The 17433-nt window shown below is 68.6% G+C and carries 18 protein-coding genes; 11 read left to right on the top strand and 7 right to left on the bottom strand.

Annotation, left to right across the window (positions count from 1 at the left end):
• Window positions 1–69 precede the first annotated feature (69 nt).
• The gene (locus AB0P21_RS22875; protein WP_363699157.1) at window positions 70–366 is read left to right on the top strand and encodes an MGMT family protein; all 297 of its coding nucleotides are present in this window, start codon (window positions 70–72) and stop codon (window positions 364–366) included.
• A gap of 24 nt (window positions 367–390) precedes the next feature.
• Here the strand turns inward: AB0P21_RS22875 and AB0P21_RS22880 are convergent, their stop codons facing one another.
• Both AB0P21_RS22880 and AB0P21_RS22885 read right to left on the bottom strand, forming a co-directional pair.
• Entirely contained in the window at window positions 391–1005 is a 615-nt protein-coding gene (locus AB0P21_RS22880; protein ID WP_363699158.1) for a PIN domain-containing protein, read from the bottom strand.
• A gap of 3 nt (window positions 1006–1008) precedes the next feature.
• Window positions 1009–1638 (bottom strand): helix-turn-helix domain-containing protein, encoded by a 630-nt coding sequence (locus AB0P21_RS22885; protein WP_363699159.1) that lies wholly within the window; start codon window positions 1636–1638, stop codon window positions 1009–1011.
• A 120-nt stretch (window positions 1639–1758) separates the two neighbouring features.
• Here AB0P21_RS22885 and AB0P21_RS22890 point away from each other — a divergent pair, with 120 nt between their 5' ends.
• The 4 genes from AB0P21_RS22890 to AB0P21_RS22905 all read left to right on the top strand — a co-directional run bounded on the left by AB0P21_RS22890 (window position 1759) and on the right by AB0P21_RS22905 (window position 9048).
• Window positions 1759–2259, top strand: coding sequence for a GNAT family N-acetyltransferase (locus tag AB0P21_RS22890; protein WP_363699160.1), 501 nt, complete (start codon window positions 1759–1761; stop codon window positions 2257–2259).
• A 98-nt stretch (window positions 2260–2357) separates the two neighbouring features.
• Window positions 2358–5582, top strand: a complete 3225-nt coding sequence (locus tag AB0P21_RS22895; protein ID WP_363699161.1) for an ATP-dependent DNA helicase — start codon at window positions 2358–2360, stop codon at window positions 5580–5582.
• Window positions 5582–5827 (top strand): hypothetical protein, encoded by a 246-nt coding sequence (locus AB0P21_RS22900; RefSeq protein ID WP_363699162.1) that lies wholly within the window; start codon window positions 5582–5584, stop codon window positions 5825–5827. The genes AB0P21_RS22895 and AB0P21_RS22900 overlap by 1 nt, the downstream gene beginning before the upstream one ends.
• Window positions 5827–9048: an ATP-dependent DNA helicase gene (locus AB0P21_RS22905; protein WP_363699163.1), complete on the top strand. Its 3222-nt coding sequence runs from the start codon at window positions 5827–5829 to the stop codon at window positions 9046–9048. Before AB0P21_RS22900 ends, AB0P21_RS22905 begins: the two co-directional genes overlap by 1 nt.
• 4 nt (window positions 9049–9052) lie before the next feature.
• On the opposite strand, the gene AB0P21_RS22910 is transcribed toward AB0P21_RS22905, so the two are convergent.
• The gene (locus AB0P21_RS22910; protein ID WP_363699164.1) at window positions 9053–9598 is read right to left on the bottom strand and encodes a Uma2 family endonuclease; all 546 of its coding nucleotides are present in this window, start codon (window positions 9596–9598) and stop codon (window positions 9053–9055) included.
• Window positions 9599–9698: 100 nt separating this feature from the next.
• The gene (locus AB0P21_RS22915; RefSeq protein ID WP_363699165.1) at window positions 9699–10244 is read right to left on the bottom strand and encodes a Uma2 family endonuclease; all 546 of its coding nucleotides are present in this window, start codon (window positions 10242–10244) and stop codon (window positions 9699–9701) included.
• 161 nt (window positions 10245–10405) lie between these two features.
• On the opposite strand from AB0P21_RS22915, the gene AB0P21_RS22920 reads away from it, so the two are divergent.
• Window positions 10406–11086 (top strand): GPP34 family phosphoprotein, encoded by a 681-nt coding sequence (locus AB0P21_RS22920; RefSeq protein ID WP_363699166.1) that lies wholly within the window; start codon window positions 10406–10408, stop codon window positions 11084–11086.
• Window positions 11087–11290: 204 nt separating this feature from the next.
• Here AB0P21_RS22920 and AB0P21_RS22925 read toward each other — a convergent pair whose 3' ends face one another.
• Both AB0P21_RS22925 and deoD read right to left on the bottom strand, forming a co-directional pair.
• On the bottom strand, window positions 11291–11836 hold the full coding sequence (locus AB0P21_RS22925) for a hypothetical protein (RefSeq protein ID WP_363699167.1): 546 nt from the start codon (window positions 11834–11836) through the stop codon (window positions 11291–11293).
• A 20-nt stretch (window positions 11837–11856) separates the two neighbouring features.
• Window positions 11857–12570, bottom strand: a complete 714-nt coding sequence (gene deoD / locus AB0P21_RS22930; RefSeq protein ID WP_343982980.1) for a purine-nucleoside phosphorylase — start codon at window positions 12568–12570, stop codon at window positions 11857–11859.
• A 43-nt stretch (window positions 12571–12613) separates the two neighbouring features.
• On the opposite strand from deoD, the gene nudC reads away from it, so the two are divergent.
• Window positions 12614–13537, top strand: coding sequence for an NAD(+) diphosphatase (gene nudC / locus AB0P21_RS22935; protein WP_363699168.1), 924 nt, complete (start codon window positions 12614–12616; stop codon window positions 13535–13537).
• 122 nt (window positions 13538–13659) lie between these two features.
• On the opposite strand, the gene AB0P21_RS22940 is transcribed toward nudC, so the two are convergent.
• The gene (locus tag AB0P21_RS22940) at window positions 13660–13899 is read right to left on the bottom strand and encodes a mycoredoxin (protein ID WP_363699169.1); all 240 of its coding nucleotides are present in this window, start codon (window positions 13897–13899) and stop codon (window positions 13660–13662) included.
• 112 nt (window positions 13900–14011) lie between these two features.
• Here AB0P21_RS22940 and AB0P21_RS22945 point away from each other — a divergent pair, with 112 nt between their 5' ends.
• The 4 genes from AB0P21_RS22945 (at window position 14012) to AB0P21_RS22960 (ending at window position 17404) form a co-directional block, all read left to right on the top strand.
• On the top strand, window positions 14012–16132 hold the full coding sequence (locus tag AB0P21_RS22945) for an ATP-dependent DNA helicase UvrD2 (protein ID WP_363699170.1): 2121 nt from the start codon (window positions 14012–14014) through the stop codon (window positions 16130–16132).
• Between the two features lie 386 nt (window positions 16133–16518).
• A complete protein-coding gene (locus AB0P21_RS22950; protein WP_363699171.1) occupies window positions 16519–16713 on the top strand; it encodes a hypothetical protein in 195 nt (64 codons plus the stop codon).
• Window positions 16714–16864: 151 nt separating this feature from the next.
• On the top strand, window positions 16865–17152 hold the full coding sequence (locus AB0P21_RS22955; protein ID WP_363699172.1) for a WhiB family transcriptional regulator: 288 nt from the start codon (window positions 16865–16867) through the stop codon (window positions 17150–17152).
• Between the two features lie 111 nt (window positions 17153–17263).
• A complete protein-coding gene (locus AB0P21_RS22960; RefSeq protein WP_363699173.1) occupies window positions 17264–17404 on the top strand; it encodes a hypothetical protein in 141 nt (46 codons plus the stop codon).
• Window positions 17405–17433 lie beyond the last annotated feature (29 nt).

Consider the following 17433-nt stretch of genomic DNA (forward strand, 5'->3'; position numbering starts at 1 on the left):
CTACCGACCCAAATGGAGCCATCGCCAACTGCTACACAATCTGTCGGCCCGCCCGGATAACGTAGGGCTGTGGATCGGGAGGAGTACGTGGAGGCCGTGCTGGTGGCGGTCGAGTCGATTCCGCCAGGCAGCGTGGCGACGTACGGCGACATCGCCGCGTACGTCGGCCAAGGCGGCCCGCGGCAGGTCGGTGCGATCATGCGCGAGTACGGCGGCGGCGTCCCCTGGTGGCGCGTCATCCGCGCCAGCGGCGTCCCCGCCGACGAGGTAGGCGACACCCAACTCGAACTCCTCCGCGGCGACGGCGTCCGCGTGACCAACGGCAAAGTCAACCTCCGCCAGAACCGCTGGGACCCAGAGGAGTAGCAAAGGTCGAGCAGACCTAGCGAGTCAACTGGCGCATTCCGCGAGGATCCTGCCCAGCTTGTCGCCGAACTCGGGGATATGACGTCCCTTCGCCATCTGCTCCGCGAGTTCCGCGCTCGTCTTCCTTGGCTGCTTCAACCGGTCCGACATCCCCTCCACCGCGTCCACGACCTGGTCGGGAACCGCCGCCAGCAGTTCCAGCAGGAACCGGTCGGGCGAGACGACTGCCAGCCCTCGCGGCACGGAGACCGGTGGGAAATCGCGGGCGTTGTCCGTCACCAGATGCGTGGCCTTCGCGCCGAGCGCGACAGCCAGCACATGCCGGTCCTTGTCGTCACAGCTGAGCTCCGGTACCAACGGCACCCATGTCTCACTGGCCTGGCAGGCATCAGGAAATGCGCGGGCCATCTGCTCGAGCGTGTACGCCGCTGAGGCGGTCGCGGCCTCCTCAGACACTCCGGAGCGATCCTTCAGCAGGCGCACCGTGTTGCGCAGGACTTCGTCGAGGATCTCGTCTTGCCAGACCGGACGGAACGCAGACTCGTGGGCGCAGGAGAGCAGCACGTCCCGCAGGCCGGCCGGTATCAGCACGCACGCATCCAGGACGCCTACCGGGCGGTCCGGGCGCGGTATCGCCATCGGTCAGAAGTCCCCGTCGACGTAGCCGTCGTCAGGTGCCAGTGCGGTCAGCGCCTGCTCGCGCTCCAGCCGCTGACCTCGTTCGTAGGCCAGAACGTCTGACAGCAGGAAACGGTGGCGATTCCCGACCAGCCGGTGAGCGATCCGGCCCTCACGGGCGAGCTTCACGACGTACGGCCGCGACACGTTGAGCAGATCAGCGGCTTCCTGGCTGGTGAGCTCGGTGGTTCGCTGATCACTGACAAGTTGGCCATCCGGACAGGCGTCGAGCGTGGCGATTAGCAGGCGCATCGTGTCCAGGGACTCGCAGGCCACCGTCACGCTGCGCTTGCCCAGGTCGATCGTGACCTTGAGACCTTGTTTGGTGACGAGGTCCCGGAGGGGGGCCTGGCTCGACGGGGCAACCGGCCTCACCATGTCGGCTTCGTGAAGCGTGCCGCGTCCTCGGGAGGGCGTCCCATGTCTCGGTCGCCGCATCGGCTTCTTGCGGAGTTTGGCGGCCGCTGCGGACTTACCTGCGGCCGACTTCGGCGTACCGGACGCAGCGGCTTTGATCCTCGTCGGCTGATCACCGGCCAGTACGTGCTTACGGCCTGCCGCGCCCGTGGTCCTGATGCCCTTGCTGACGTCCATGAGTCAACTCCTCTCACCCAGAGTCTATCCGAATCAATCGAAACAGCCGAACCATCCGAATTCTTCCAGCTTTCGGGAAACCAAGTAGCACTGTCGGTGATCACTGGCACACTGCAGGGCGTGGCAGTCGAGGAGTGGTTCGTAGAAGTGGCCGGAGTACACACAGTCGAGTCGCAGGAGCTTTTGCGGGAGTACTACGTAGACGTGGCCGACCGGTACTACCAGTTCCACCAAGGTCGCCCCGCGACGACGGAGGAGATCGAGTCCGGGCTGGCTGGTGCGCCGAGTGATGATCTGGCGCCGCCGACCGGGGTCTTCCTGCTCGGCATGTACGACGGGAAGCCGGCCGCCTGTGCCGGGCTCCGGTTGCAACCCAACCGCACCGCCGAGCTGGCTCGGCTCTACGTAAAGCCTTCGGTCCGCGGTACTGGCGGCGGCGCCGCGATCCTGGCCGCCATCGACCGCACCGCTCGTGCGCTCGGCGCTGCCCGGATCCTGCTCGACACCCGCCTCGATCTCACCGAGGCGCGAGCGCTCTACCTGAAGCACGGGTACCTCGAAAGCGAACCGCACAAGGAAGACGAGTACGCCGAAGTCTTCTACTCCAAGGTCCTCAGCTGACCTACGCAGTACTCCGCAGGTGTCCGGATGCTGGGAGGGATTCGGGGGCGCGGCGGGTGTCGTCGGAGATTGTCGGCGGGGTCTGATGGGATAGGGAGATGGTCAGCAGAACGGGTTCCAGGTATCGCTTGGTGCGAGGTGACGGGCACGAAGCCCGCGTCACCGAGGCGCCGGTGCTGGACGCTGATCAGCAGTCGGTGGTGGATCATCCCGGCGGCCCGTTGCTGGTGCTCGCCGGGCCGGGGACGGGCAAGACGACGACCCTGGTCGAGGCGGTCGTCGATCGGGTCGGCAATCGCGGGCTGAGCCCTGACCAGGTGCTCGTGCTGACCTTCGGGCGCAAGGCCGCGACCGAGCTGCGCGACCGGATCACCGCGCGGCTCGGCCGGACGACGCGGGTGATGCCGTCGATGACGTTCCACTCGTTCTGCTACGCGTTGCTGCGCCGGTTCACCCCGGCCGACGCGTTCGACGTACCGCTGCGGCTTCCGTCCGGCCCCGAGCAGACCCTGCGACTGAGCGAGTCGCTCGGCGGCAGTCGCGAGGTCGGCGTGACCAAGTGGCCGTCGAGCCTGCATCCCGCGCTCAAGACCCGCGGCTTCACCGAGGAGGTGCAGGCCGTCATCGGCAAGGCGCGCCAGCTAGGCCTCGACCCGGAGGACCTGTCCGCGATCGGGCACTCGGCGAGCCGGCCGGAGTGGATCGCGGTCGGCGACTTCTTCGAGGAGTACCTGCAGATCCTCGACCACGAGCAGGTGCTGGACTACTCCGAACTGATCCATCGCGCGGTCATCCTGGCCCAGCAACCGCACGTCCAGGCCAGGCTGCGGGACGAGTTCAAGGCCGTCTTCGTCGACGAGTACCAGGACACCGACCCCGGCCAGACCAAGCTGCTGCAGGCGATCGCCGGCGACGGCCGCGACCTGGTCGTGGTCGGCGACCCGGACCAGTCCATCTACACGTTCCGCGGCGCCGACGTCCGCGGCCTGCTCCGTTTCACCGACGAGTTCCGTACTGCGGACGGCGCCGAGGCAGCCCAGATCGCGCTCGCGACGACCCGCCGGTTCGGGTCGACGCTGCAACGCGTCTCCCGCAACGTGGTCAACCGCCTCGGCGTCCCCGGCACCCTCGATCGCGACACCTTCGACCGGTTCCGCAATCCCGACGCGAGCTCCTGCGTCTACGGCCCCGGCAAGGTCGAGGCCAACCTGTACTCGACCAGCGGCGCCGAGCTGGAGCACATCGCCGACATCCTCCGCCGCGCGCACGTGCAAGACGGCGTCGGCTGGCACGAGATGGCGGTGCTGGTCAGGTCCGGCAGCTGGTCGATCCCGCCGCTGCGTCGCGCGCTCGCCGCGGCCGGCATCCCGGTCGACGTCGCCGGCGACGAGTTGCCGTTGTCCCGCGAGCCTGCCGTGCGGCCGATGCTGCTGGCGTTGCGAGCCGTCGCTGATCCGGTGACGCTGACCGTCGACGTAGTACGGGCTTTGGCGTTGTCCCCGCTGGGCGCGATGGACGCCGGGCAACTCCGCCGACTCGCCCGCGTACTGCGTAAGCGCGATCGCGAGGCCGCGGGTGGTCAGCGGCTGCCGCGATCGTCCGACGACCTGCTCCGCGAGGCGTTGATGAACCCGCTGCTGCTGGACGAGCAGGCCTCGCCGGCCGAGGCGCGGTTCGTCGCCCTCGGCGAGAGGTTGCTCAAGGCAAGGAATATCGTGACCGCGGGAGCGGCGCCCGACGAGGTGATGTGGTCGCTGTGGTCGGAGTCGCCGTGGCTGCGCCGGCTCCGCGGCCAGGCGAACAGCGGCGGCGAGGTCGCCCGGACGGCGAACCGTGACCTCGACTCGCTCTGCTCGCTGTTCGACGCGGCCAGCCGGGCCGAGGAGCAGATCGGCTTCAAGGGTGTGTCGACGTTCCTGGCCGAGCTGGAGGCGTTGGACATCGCGGCCGACAACCGGTTCGACGCGACGTACCGCGAGGCCGGGGTGCAGCTGATGACCGCGCACCGGTCGAAGGGACTGCAGTGGCGGCTGGTCGTGGTGGCGAGTGTGCAAGAGGGGCCATGGCCCGACCTGCGTCGGCGCGGCTCGCTGCTGGAGCCGGACCGGTTGGGGCCGGACGGTCTGGTCGAGCCGCTGTCGGCGGGCGCTTTGCTGGCCGAGGAGAGGCGGCTGTTCTATGTCGCGATCACCAGAGCCCGCGAGCGGTTGATCGTCACCGCAGTACAGGCGCCTGAGGCTGACGGCGATCAGCCCTCGCGCTTGCTTGCCGAGCTGGACATTCCTTTGAAGCTGGTCGCGGGAAGGCCGCGTCGGCCGCTGTCACTGCACGGTCTGGTCGCCGACCTTCGGTGCGTACTGGCCGATCCGGCGTCGTCGCCTGCCCTGAAGCGGGTCGCAGCGGATCGCCTGGCGCACCTGGCCGACGCCGTCGACGACCGGGAGTACGCGCTGGTCCCGACGGCCGATCCGCAACGCTGGTGGGGTGTGCGCGAGCGGACCAAGTCGGAGCGCCCGATCACGGATCCCGAGCTGCCGGTGCCGTTGTCCGGCAGCGCACTGACAACGATCGTCGACTGCCCGCTGCGCTGGTTCCTGCAGCGTCGCGCGGGCGGCGAGACACCGAGTACTTCGGCGATCGGCTTCGGCATGGTGCTGCACACGCTGGCCGACGCGGTCGCGACCGGGACGCTGCCGCCCGAGATCGACGAGCTGAACGGCTGGCTCGACAAGGTGTGGACGCAGCTCGAGTTCGAGTCCTCATGGATCTCCGATCGCGAGCGGGTCGAGGCGGAACTGGCGCTGCGGCGGTTCGTCGCATGGCACAAGGGCCGGCCGGACCGGACGCTGCTCGGCACCGAGGTGGAGTTCGACGTACTGCTGCCGGACGAGGAGAAGCCCGCGGTCCGGGTGAAGGGCCGGATGGACCGGCTGGAACAGGACGGCGACGGCGGCATCCGGGTGATCGACCTGAAGACCGGCCGCAACGTGCCGACCAAGCCGGCGCTCGAGCGGCACGTCCAGCTGGCGATCTACCAGCGCGCGATCGAGTCCCGGCAGATGAAGAAGCTCGGCGAGGAGCCCCGCAGCGGCGGCGCCGAGCTGGTCCAGTTGCGGCACGACGACATCGGCCTCCCGAAGGTCCAGGGCCAGGCCCCGCTGGAGCCCGACGAGGACGGCCGCACCTGGCTGGACGAAGCCGTCGAGGACGCCGAGGCGATGGTCCGCTCCGAGGAGTTCATCGCCAAACGCAACCCCGGCTGCGACCGCTGTGACGTCCGCGGCCTGTGCCCCATCCAGCCCGAAGGCCGGGAGATCGTCTGATGCCCACCACCCAGCCCCCACCCGCCGTCTCAGCTGATGCGGTTGTTTCTGTAACCCCAGCCCTCGCCTTGCCGACCAGCAATGGGTTTGCCGACTCAACAGAGCCGGCCACCAACGGTCAGCTCACCTCGGCACCCACCCCGGCGCGTACGAAAACCGGCGCCGGCGTCTGCGGAGTAGGCAACGGCGGCTCCGGCCTGGTCGGCTTCCTGGTCAGCGGCGGCGGCTGGGGAAGAGGTCTGTAATGCGCGCCAAACTGGAAACAACAGCCGACCTCTGCGACCTCCTCGGCATCCCCTTCAGCGACCAGCAACTCCAAGCAATCACCGCACCCCTGGCACCAGGCGTCATCGTCGCCGGCGCAGGATCCGGCAAGACGACCGCGATGGCAGCCCGTGTCGTCTGGCTGATCTGCACCGGCCAGGTGCAACCAGAAGAAGTTCTCGGCCTCACCTTCACCAAGAAGGCTGCCAACGAGCTCGACGTCAAGATCCGCGAGGACCTCACCAAAGCCGGGGTGCTCGGCTCGACCCTGCCGAAGGACCAGCACCCGATCCTCGCCGCGCATCTGCGTAGCAACGTCCCCAACTGGGAGCCCGAAGAGCCCGGCGAGCCGGTAGTTTCGACGTACCACGCCTTCGCCGGCACGCTGATCTCCGAGCACGGGCTGCGACTCGGCCTCGAGCCCGACGTCCGGGTGCTCGCCGACGCGACCAGGTTCCAGCTCGCCGGACGCGTCGTGCGCAAGTCCAACGGGCCGATCCGATTCGCGTCCCACCACGTGCCGACCCTGGTCAACAGCCTGCTGTCGCTCGACGGTGAGCTCGCTGACCACCTGCTGGGCGCCAACGAAGTACGGGCTCATGACGAGGCTGTGCGAGCCGAGGTCGCCGCCGCGCGCAAGCAGACGGTCGAGGTGAAGAAGCTCGCCGAGACCGCGTTGAAGCGGGGCGAGATCCTGCAACTCGTGCAGGAGTACCAGGCCTACAAGGTCGAGCGGGGCGTCGTCGACTTCGCAGACCAGATGGCGCTCGGCGCGCGGCTGGCCGAGGAGTGCCCGGAAGTCGCCGTGATCGAGCGAGCGCGGTACAAGGTCGTGCTGCTCGACGAGTACCAGGACACCTCGGTCTCGCAGCGGCGGATGCTGACCGCCCTGTTCGGCGAGCACGGCCACCCGGTGACGGCGGTCGGCGACCCCTGCCAGGCGATCTACGGCTGGCGGGGCGCCTCGGTCGCCAACCTCGACGAGTTCCCCGAACACTTCAAGAACGCAGACGGTACTTCGGCCCATCGCTACGTCCTCAGCATCAACCGGCGCTGCGGCAGCAGGATCCTCGCGGCCGCCAACCAGCACGCCGCCGAGCTGTACGAGCAGCACCCCGGCGTCATCCCGCTGGAGGCGCCGCCCGAGGCACCCGAGGGCGCGATCACGGTCGGGCTCTTCGAGACGCGTTCGCAGGAGATCGAGTGGGTCGCGGACGCGATCGTCGCCGCCCACAAGACCCCGAACCGCCGATGGAAGGACATCGGCATCCTGATGCGCACCAACGTCGACCTGAGCGCGGTGCACGAGGCGCTGATCTCCCGCAAGGTCCCGGTCGAGGTGGTCGGCCTCGGCGGACTGCTCGCGCTGCCCGAGGTCGTGGATGTCGTCGCCACTCTGCAAGCGGTCAACGACCTGACCGCGAACGCCGCGATGCTGCGCATCCTGACCGGCCCGCGGTACCGGATCGGTCACCGCGATCTTGCCTTGCTCGCCAACCGTTCCCGCTCGCTCGCCGATGCCGGTGATCGGCCGGCCGCCGACGATCTCGTCGCGGCGCTCGACGCCGCGGTGGCCGGGATGGACTCGACCGAGGTCATCTCGCTGGCCGAGGCCGTCGACGATCCAGGCCCGACAGGTTGGGGTTATTCGCCGGAGGCGCTCGAGCGGTTCAAGGAGCTGTCGACCGAGCTGCGGGACCTGCGCGCGCACGCGAGTGAGCCGCTGCTCGACCTGGTCCGCCGGGTGATCAGCACGATCGGCCTCGACGTCGAGCTGACCGCGACCCCGGATCACGTCGACTCCGGCCGGCGCGATCACCTGGCCGCGTTCTTGGATGCCGTCGGCAACTTTGTCTCGACCGAGTCGAGTGGGTCGCTGGACGGGTTGCTGGCTTATCTGGCGGCCGAAGAGGAGTACGCGGCCGGCCTCGACCTCGCAGTACCGAGTGAGGCGGATTCGGTGAAGCTGCTGACCACGCACCGGTCGAAGGGGCTTGAGTGGCCTGTCGTGTTCGTGCCGACCCTGGTGAACAAGGTGTTCCCGTCGGACCGCGGCCGCGACAAGTGGACTACCAACGCGAAGGTGCTGCCGTGGCCGCTGCGCGGTGACGCCGACACGCTGCCCACCTTCCACGACCTGTCGAACGCCGGGCTGAAGGCCTTCGCCGACGAGTGCAAGGAGGTCAACTCGCTGGAGGAGAGGCGACTCGGGTACGTCGCCTTCACCCGGGCGAAGGAGATCCTGGTCGCGACCGGGCATTGGTGGGGGCCGACGCAGAAGCGCCCGCGCGGGCCTTCGTCGTACTTGGAGATGCTGAAGAAGCACGCGGGGGAGCGGGTCATCGCCTGGGCGGAGCAACCCGAGGTCGACGCGGAGAACCCGGAGCTCGCCGAGCAGAAGCTCGCACCCTGGCCGGCGCCGTACGACGAAGCGGGGTACCAGCGCCGGCTCGAATCGGTCGCGCTGGTGGAGCTGTCGCGCACGGAAGGCCCGTCGCAGGACGCCGAGGACTCGCTGCTGCTGGACGAGCAGGCGACCGTCGCGCGCTGGGACTCCGAGCTGGAACGCTTGTTGTCAGAGGCAAGGGAAAGCCGCAGCCGGAAGGCGTACGACGTGGAGCTGCCGTCCTCGCTGTCGGCGACCCAGGTGATGCGGCTGGCGAAGGACCCGGACGGCCTGGCCGCCGACCTGGCCCGCCCGATGCCGCGCAAACCCAACCGGGCGGCCCGCTTCGGCACCCGCTTCCACGCCTGGGTGGAGAGCTACTTCGGCCAGCAGTTCCTGCTGGACCCCGACGACCTCCCGGGAGCGGCCGACGAGGGCATCGTCGACGACACCGACCTGACCGAACTGATGGACGCCTTCCGGGTCGGCCCGTACGGCGAGCAGATGCCGTACGAGATCGAGGCGCCGTTCGCCCTCGCGATCGGCGGCCGGATGGTCCGCGGCCGGATCGACGCCGTCTACCAGGTGATCCGCCCCGACGGCTCCCGCGGCTACGACGTCATCGACTGGAAAACCAGCCGCAGCGAAACCGCCGACCCCCTCCAGCTGGCCATCTACCGAGTCGCCTGGGCCGAACTCCTCGGCATCCCGGTCACCCAAGTCGGCGCCGCCTTCTACTACGTCCGCACCGGCGACGTAGTACACCCCGAAAACCTGCCCGACCGCACCGAACTGATCACCCTCCTGAACAACTGACCAACTACCCGATCAGCTCCGCAGGCACGATCCGCACGGCAAAAGGCAACTCGGTCTCGAAGACCTCGTCCCCCTTCACCACAGCCCGCTCGACGTACCGCCCGTCCTCCAGCTCCAGCACGGTCAGCACCTCAACCTCAGGATCGAAGATCCAGTACGAGGCGACGCCTGCTTCCTGGTAGAGGTTTCGCTTGAGGACCAGGTCCTTGGACCGGGTCGCGGGCGAGAGGATCTCCACGGCGAGCAGCAAGGGAAGGGTGAGCGCCTGCGGTCCGGCGTCGGCGCGGCTCGCGACCATGACATCAGGCTGTAGGGAGCTGGAAGAAGTGGGCCTGTAGTCCATCGGTGCCTCGAGGACCCGGAACTGCGGCGGACACACCCGGCGCAGCGCGTAGTGAATCTCGCCGGCTGCCATCTGATGGAGCAGGCTGGGCGACGGGGTCACCAGATAGATCCCGTCGACGAGTTCGTACTGACTGCCGTCGTCCGGTAGCGCGTCGAGATCGGCCAGCGTGAAGGTGTTCGGCTCGATGTGCTGCACGAGTTCCATGGTGCCTCCTTCGGTGTCACGTGACCAGCATGGTGCCTGCCAGTCGGTCGCCGGGGCCGTTCTGGCGATCTGCCCTCGACTGCCCGGGTGCTGCCCCGGCTCATCCCATCAGCGCGGACGGGGTGAGCCTGACAGCGAACGGCTGCATGGTGGTGAAGACCTCTTCGCCTTGGATCACCGCCTCGCAGACATAGTGCCCGTCCTCCAGCTGCAGCACCGTGAGCTCCTGGGCTGCCGGATCCACCAACCAGTACGACGGAATCCCATGCGCGGCGTACAGCTCGCGTTTCGTCACGACGTCGGTCGCTCGGGTGGTGGGGGAGAGCACCTCGACAGCCAGTACTGCGTGCTGCACGTAGACCGGGCCTGCCTCGGCCCGCGACGTGACGAGGATGTCGGGGCGCAGCGAGTGGCGAAGCGTCGGGCGGAAGTCGAGCGAGTCGACGGAGACCAGCAGGTCCGAGGGGCACGCTTGTTTCAGCAGCACCATCAGAGCGACCACCGCCGCTTGGTGGGCGGGTGGTTGGACGCCGGTGACCACCATCCGGCCGTCGATCACCTCGTAGCGCCGGCTGTCCGGCGCGCGTCCAGCGGTCGGAGGAGTGGCGGGTGTCGCGGCCAGGAGATTCGCAAGTTCTTCGATCACCCGACCAAGCATCGCGGAGTTCCGCCGAACGCCGCGGAAGTTATCCACAGCCGACGCCCTCGACTGCGCCTGCCAGCACCAGATAACAGTCTTGCGGCGGACCCACGAGATCGTTCGCGCGGTGGATGCCGGTACAGCCGGCGGAGTCATAAGTTGAAAGCATGTTGATCGCAGAGGACCTCACGTTGCTCCTGTACGACGACGAGAGCGGCAAGCCGATCGCCGGGTCGCCCGGGATCGACTATGCACTCGGGGGCGCCGTGCTGATCGAACTGACGCTGCTGGGCAAGGTGGACATCGCCGGGCCGGGTGAGCAGGTCAAAGAGGGCCGGCTGAAGGTGCTGGACACGACGCCGACCGGGGACGCGCTGCTGGACGAGCGGCTCGCGTTCCTGGCGGGGAAGCCGGGCTCGAAGCCGAAGGACCTGATGGCGAAGCTGTCGAAGAAGCTGCGCGACCAGTTGCTCGTCAGGCTGGCGGAGCGCGGCGTGCTCGAAGCCGACAAGGGCAAGGTGCTGGGGCTGTTCCCGGTCACCCGCTGGCCGGCCAAGGACGCCCGGCACGAGGCGGAGGTCCGTACCGCGCTGGAGAACGTGCTGAAGCTCGGCACCCAGCCCGACGAACGCACAGCCTCGCTGATCGCCTTGCTGAGCGCCCTGAACGTCGTCCCGAAGATCGTCACCGACGCGGTCGACAAGAAGGCGCTCAAGCGGCGCGCGAAGGAGATCGCGGAGTCCGACTGGGCGGCCAGCGCGGTCCGCAAGGCAGTCCAGGAGATGCAGGCCGCCATCACGGCGTCCATCGTCGTAGCCAGCTCCGCAGGCGCCGCCGGCAGCTCCTGAACCAGCACGCCGCGCCCGCCGCCGCGCGGCGCGGCGGCTAGCCGCACGCGCTAGCCGCACGCGCTAGCCGCACGCGCTAGCCGCACGCGCTAGCCGCACGCGCTAGCCGCACGCGCTAGCCGCACGCGCTAGCCGCGCGCGCCGCGCCCCAACTAACTAGCCGCCGTGTGCCCGAAGGGCGCACGGCGGCTAGTTGCGGTTCTACTACTCCGCCTGGCAGTTCACCTTGCAGAGCTTGTCCTCCAGCGTCAGATGAGCGCCCGGCTCCTCGGTGTCGACCTCCGTCGACCAGCCGACCTGCCAGTCACCGGCGGTCAACACCGCCGGCGCCTTGCCGCCGAGCTTCCCGAACCAGTCGGTGATCTCCGTGCGCGGGTTGATGTGCGCCACCTCAAGCACCTGCGGCAGCTTCGCCGCGATGTCCGCAGTAGCGGCCTCGATCGGCCCCATGGCGTGCAGCGACACCACCGGCGGCCGCGGGTGCGTCCCAGTCAGCACCCACACCGACACCTTGCCCGCAGTACAGATCGCGTACGAGCTCTCGGCGCCGCACTTGTAGCCGGCACCGGTCAGCCCGGTCACCACCTGGGCTCCAGTGATATCCGGCAGTACGGCGTCCGCCGAGGATTTCGTGCCGGCCGGTTCCCCGGAAGCAGCGCCACCAGGAGCCTCACTCGACTTGGGGGCGTCCGCCTTCTTGTCGGAGGAACCAGAGCAGGCCGAAGTACCTAGGAGCAGGGCAGTGCTCACCAGTACGACGGCGACCCGCTTCAGACCGGCACCTCGATCGCCGCGTCGAGGGCGATCGTGATCATCTCGGAGAAGGTGGTCTGCCGTTCCTCCGCAGACGTCTCCTCCTTGGTGATCAGGTGGTCCGACACCGTCATGATGCCGAGCGCCCGGCGGCCGAACTTGGCAGCCAGCGTGTAGAGCGCCGCGGCCTCCATCTCGATCCCCAGTACGCCGTACTCCGCCGTGCGCGACACCAGGTCGGGCCGGTCGTTGTAGAACAGGTCGCCGGAGAACACCTGGCCGACATGCACGTTCAGCCCGGCCGCCTCGGCGGCGTCCACCGCGGCGCGCAGCAGCTTGTAGTCGGCGGTCGGCGCGTAGTCGATGCCGTGGAAGCGCAGCCGGTTCATCTGCGAGTCGGTGCTGGCCGACATCGCCACGATCACGTCGCGGACCCGGACGGCCTCGGTCAGCGCGCCGCAGGTGCCGACCCGGATCAGGGTCTGGACGTCGTACTCGGCGAACAGCTCGTTGGCGTAGATCGAGGCCGACGCCTGACCCATGCCGGACCCCTGCACGGAGATCCGCTCACCCTTGTAGGTGCCGGTGAATCCGAACATGTTCCGGATCTCGGTGTAGCAGGTGACGTCGGACAGGTAGGTCTCGGCGATCCACTTTGCCCTCAGTGGATCCCCGGGAAAGAGCACGCGGGGCGCGATCTGTCCCTTCTCGGCGGCGATGTGAATACTCATGCCGGGATGCTCTCATGGGTGCCCGGCGAGATACGTTGAAGCCGTGGCCTATTCGATCGTTCCTGGTTCCCTGTCACTGTCCCGCTCCGTCCTGGACCGCGCCGCCGACCGACGGCGGGACGCCGAGTGGCTGGAGAAGGCCTGGGCCGCTGCGGACACCCAGGTGGCGCTCGTGACGGCCGACAAGCTGGCAGTGACCGCAGATCGTACTGCGCTCCGCCTGGTTCCGCCCGCCGCGGCGCCTGACGGCATCCGGATCTTCCTGGGCATCGACTGGGCAGAGGGGGCTGGACAGACGGCCGACGGGCGCGCAGTGTTCGCAGTACTGGTCCCTGGTGAGCCTGACGAGTCGTACGCCGGGCTGCGCGAGGTCGGCGGGATCCTGAACGACCGGGAGGCCGGGATAGCGGTCAACGTGGTCGGACTGGCCAACTGGCACGCAGTACACACCCACTGCGCCAACTGCGGAGAGCACACCGAGGTGGCCGACGCAGGTCACGTGCGGCACTGCCCGAACTGCGGGCTCAACCACTTCCCCCGCAGCGACCCGGCGATCATCGTGCTCGTCACCGACGACCAGGACCGGGCACTGCTGGGCCGCAACGAGGCCTGGCCGGAGGGGCGCTATTCGACGCTCGCCGGGTTCGTCGAGCCGGGCGAGTCGCTGGAGGCCGCAGTACGCCGGGAGGTCTTCGAGGAGACCGGCGTAGTGGTCGGCCAGGAGATCGAGTACGCCGGCAGCCAGCCCTGGCCGCTCCCGTCCAGCCTGATGCTCGGCTTCTACGCCAAGGCCATCGGCTACGCGATCAACGTCGACCAGGACGAGATCGCCGAGGCCAAGTGGTTCAGCCGGGAGGACCTGGCCGCCCTGGTCGAGGCCGGCACGATGGCCCTGCCCGGCAACATCTCGATCTCGCGCCGCCTGATCGAAGGCTGGTACGGCAAGGAGCTCACCGGCAGCTGGTAGCGCCGACCTCAACCACCAGTGCGCGCGGCTCCTCCCACTCCTCGCAGTAACCTCAGCCCCCACGACGCAAAGACGCGGCGCCCGCCCCGAGGGGCGCGGCGCCGCGTACGTAGTACTGAGTCCTAGGCGACGAGCTTGTCGGTGATCTGGGCGATCGACGGGTTCGTCATCGCGGTGCCGTCGGGGAAGACGATGGTCGGCACCGTCTGGTTGCCGTTGTTGACCTTCTCGACGATCTTCGCCGCGTCCGGGACCTGCTCGATGTCGACCTCGGTGAACTCGATCCCGGCCCGCTTCAGCTGCCCCTTCAGGCGGTGGCAGTAACCACACCAGGGTGTCGAGTACATCGTGAATGCCGCCATCGTGGCTCGCTCCGTCTCTGCGTGGGGACGGGCGCCGGAAAACTGTCCGGGCGCCCGCATAAGGTGGCTCTACCTTGTTACTGAACCCCATCGGTCGGAGTGCTGTTCCCGCATGTCTCAGTCCGTGAGCAACATCACGCAGGCCGTTCTGGGCCGGTCCGCAGACGAGCTGCTCGAGGCTCTCGACCCCGAGCAGCGAGCCGTCGCGACCGCTCTGCACGGCCCGGTCGTGGTGATGGCGGGAGCGGGCACCGGCAAGACCCGCGCGATCACCCACCGGATCGCGTACGGCGTCCGGACCGGCACCTATGACCCAGCTCGCGTGCTGGCGGTCACCTTCACCCAGCGCGCCGCGGGTGAGATGCGCGGCCGGCTCGCCCAGCTCGGGACGAACGGCGTCCAGGCGCGGACCTTCCACTCGGCCGCGCTCCGGCAGGCGCGGTACTTCTGGCCCAAGGTGTTCGGCGGTGAGCTGCCGCCGATCATCGACCGCAAGTTCCCGCTGCTGACCGAGGCCGCCAACCGCTGCCGGGTCCGGGTCGACACCCCGGCGCTGCGCGACCTGGCCGGCGAGGTCGAGTGGGCGAAGGTGAGCAACGTCCGCCCCGACGACTACGCGAAGCTGGCGCCGCAGTCGGCCAGGGCGCTCGCCGCCTTCGATCCGGCCACGATCGCCCGCGTCTTCGCGGCGTACGAGGACGTGAAGCTCGAGCGCGGCCGGATCGACCTGGAGGACGTGCTGCTCTGCGCCGTCGCCCTGCTCGCCGAGGACGAGCGGGTGGCAGCGGAGATCCGCCGGCAGTACCGGACCTTCGTGGTGGACGAGTACCAGGACGTCAGCCCGCTGCAGCAGAGCCTGCTCGACCTGTGGCTCGGCGGCCGCGAGGACGTCTGCGTGGTCGGCGACCCTGCCCAGACCATCTACTCCTGGGCCGGCGCCGACCCGGCCAACCTGGTCCACTTCGCCCAGCGCCACCCCACCGCCCAGGTGATCAAGCTGGTCCGCGACTACCGCTCGACCCCGCAGATCGTCGAGGTCGCCAACAAGGTGCTCGACGCGGCCGGCTCGTCCGGTCTGCCCGGCCGGGTCACGCTCCGGTCGCAACGCGAGCCCGGCCCGGCGCCGACGTACCGGGAGTACTCCGACGAGATCAACGAGGCCGACGCGGTCGCACGAGCCGTCTCCCGCCTCAACGACGCCGGTACCGCGCTGCGCGACATGGCGATCCTGTTCCGCACCAACGCCCAGTCGGCGAACTTCGAGCAGGCCCTCGCCGAGCGCAAGATCCCGGCGATGCTCAAGGGCGCCGAGCGGTTCTTCGAGCGCGCCGAGATCCGGCAGGCCGCAGTACTGCTGCGTGGCCAGGCCAAAGCCGGTGACACCGGGGGAGAGCTGCTCGACACCGTCCGCGCGGTTCTCGGCGGCGCGGGCTGGAAGGAGGAGCCGCCGTCCGGCACCGGAGCGGTCCGGGACCGTTGGGAGTCGCTGAGCGCACTGGTCACGATGGCCTCGGACTTCTCGGCCGCCCACCCGGAGGCCGGAATCGTGGAGCTGATGGCCGAGCTCGACCGGCGCGCCTCGATCCAGCACGCGCCGCTGGCCGAGGGCGTCACGCTGGCGACGCTGCACGCGGCCAAGGGCCTGGAGTGGGGCTGTGTGTTCATCGTCGGCGCCCACGAGGGCACGCTGCCGATCACCTTCGCCCAGACTCCGGAGCAGGTGGAGGAGGAGCGGCGGCTCTTCTATGTCGGCGTCACCCGCGCCAAGGACCAGCTCGCGGTCAGCTGGTCGACCTCCCGCTCACCCGGCGGCCGCGCCAGCCGTGGACCGACCCGCTTCCTCGACCCGATCGGCGTCCGTTCGCCCCGATCCACTGAGCGGGAGCCGGCCCCGCGCGCCCGGACGCCACGCACCGAGCGGTCGGACCTGCCGATCCCGAAGTGCCGGGTCTGCGGCCGCGGCCTGACCGACCCGGCGCCCCGCAAGCTCGGCCGCTGCGAGGACTGCCCGTCGACGATGGACCAGGCCCTGTACGACGCCCTGTTCGAGTGGCGCGCCGACAAGGCCGCCGAGGAGTCGATGCCGGCCTTCGTCATCTTCACCGACGCGACCCTGACCGCGATCGCGGAGGCCCGCCCGATGGACGAGCGCGAGCTGCTGCGGATCGCCGGCATCGGCCGGACCAAGCTGATGAAGTACGGCGAATCGGTGCTCAACATCTGCACCCGCTGACGCTTCAGCCCTCAACTACCGGTGGGTTGCGTTGCAGCAAGTGGAAAAGCCGTTGCAGCGTTGACGGTCCGGGGCCCACACTCGGTGGAAGGTTTTCTGCTGGTGGCAGACGACGGACGCGATCCTGGCAACTAGATGTCAGGGGCAACGAATCCGGAGGGTGTCACCGAAGCGCCGGAGCGTGCTGGATCCGGCCGGCCGGAGGCAAGTTTCCGCTCACCAGGCGGCAACTTCCGGCCAACTTCAGAAACCTGCGATAAATAGTTTGCGGCCGCCAGCGAGGTCAGCGTACTGTTCTTTCTGCGGTCGAAAGCCGGCCGAAAACTTCAAACCACAGCGATGAGCTTGCCGCTCACTTCGCCACAACGAGAGGAGGTGCCTGGGAAATGGTCAACATCACGATGAAGCCGAACGGCGTCAGCGCCGCGCAGCCGTGCGCCCCGATCCAGGGCGCCTTCTCGCGTCTGCACGTCGAGACCGTTGTGGTCCTCGCCAATGTCACGGCCCAGATCAAGGGCGGAGCTGTCGGCGATGTGAAGTACGGCGGTCAGGGTTCTCGAGCATGGAGTCCACCGGTCTGACATACAGTCAGCCGGCACCTCCAAGGCCGCGGAACCCTAACCAAAGGGTCCCGCGGCCCTTTTGTTTGTCCGCAGAGTTTGGCGGCCACCAACCGGTGGGCCGTCGAAGACAGCAAGAGAACAGCAAGACAGTCACTAGGAGGTGACCGGAATGAGCGTTAGCTTCCTCGATGCCTTCAACGAGGTTGCAACGTCGCAGGACCTGCCCTGTCGGTCCTACGCGCCAGAACTCTTCTTCGCCGAATCGCCGGCGGACGTCGAGTACGCAAAGTCTCTGTGCAGTACCTGCCCACTGGTGAACGAGTGCCTGGCCGGAGCGCTCGAGCGTTCCGAGCCGTGGGGAGTTTGGGGCGGCCAGCTGTTCGTCCAGGGCGTGGTGGTCGCTCGCAAGCGGCCCCGTGGGCGTCCACGCAAGTGCGACACCGTCACCGCAGCCTGACGACCTAACCCACCCGAATCGAGACTCGGATCCATGAAAACCCAGACTTCACCCAGGAGAGTTGAAATGTATTTACTTCAAGAAGATCTCGCTCGTGCTCATTGTCGTTCCATGCTGAACGACGCCGAGCAGAACCGGCGCTTCCGTCTGGCGGGCCAGCTCGCCAAGGCGCAGAAGCAGGCCGAACGGGCCACCCGGCGCGCGGAGAGGGCCAGTGCAAAGGCACGCCTCACCCTCGCCCGGCTGGTCTGATCCACCCCGGCTCTCAGCCACCGGCCGCC

Source organism: Kribbella sp. NPDC056861, from assembly GCF_040687575.1.
Classification (GTDB): Bacteria; Actinomycetota; Actinomycetes; order Propionibacteriales; family Kribbellaceae; genus Kribbella.

Excerpts from the sequence above, each read along its gene's own strand:
- AB0P21_RS22900 (WP_363699162.1), top strand. The coding sequence starts at position 5,582 with ATGCCCACCACCCAGCCCCCACCCGCCGTCTCAGCTGATGCGGTTGTT.
- AB0P21_RS22955 (WP_363699172.1), top strand. The coding sequence starts at position 16,865 with ATGAGCGTTAGCTTCCTCGATGCCTTCAACGAGGTTGCAACGTCGCAG.
- deoD (WP_343982980.1), bottom strand. The coding sequence starts at position 12,570 with ATGAGTATTCACATCGCCGCCGAGAAGGGACAGATCGCGCCCCGCGTG.
- AB0P21_RS22950 (WP_363699171.1), top strand. The coding sequence starts at position 16,519 with ATGGTCAACATCACGATGAAGCCGAACGGCGTCAGCGCCGCGCAGCCG.
- AB0P21_RS22945 (WP_363699170.1), top strand. The coding sequence starts at position 14,012 with ATGTCTCAGTCCGTGAGCAACATCACGCAGGCCGTTCTGGGCCGGTCC.
- AB0P21_RS22905 (WP_363699163.1), top strand. The coding sequence starts at position 5,827 with ATGCGCGCCAAACTGGAAACAACAGCCGACCTCTGCGACCTCCTCGGC.
- AB0P21_RS22920 (WP_363699166.1), top strand. The coding sequence starts at position 10,406 with ATGTTGATCGCAGAGGACCTCACGTTGCTCCTGTACGACGACGAGAGC.
- AB0P21_RS22880 (WP_363699158.1), bottom strand. The coding sequence starts at position 1,005 with ATGGCGATACCGCGCCCGGACCGCCCGGTAGGCGTCCTGGATGCGTGC.
- AB0P21_RS22910 (WP_363699164.1), bottom strand. The coding sequence starts at position 9,598 with ATGGAACTCGTGCAGCACATCGAGCCGAACACCTTCACGCTGGCCGAT.
- AB0P21_RS22960 (WP_363699173.1), top strand. The coding sequence starts at position 17,264 with ATGCTGAACGACGCCGAGCAGAACCGGCGCTTCCGTCTGGCGGGCCAG.
- AB0P21_RS22895 (WP_363699161.1), top strand. The coding sequence starts at position 2,358 with ATGGTCAGCAGAACGGGTTCCAGGTATCGCTTGGTGCGAGGTGACGGG.
- AB0P21_RS22885 (WP_363699159.1), bottom strand. The coding sequence starts at position 1,638 with ATGGACGTCAGCAAGGGCATCAGGACCACGGGCGCGGCAGGCCGTAAG.
- AB0P21_RS22940 (WP_363699169.1), bottom strand. The coding sequence starts at position 13,899 with ATGGCGGCATTCACGATGTACTCGACACCCTGGTGTGGTTACTGCCAC.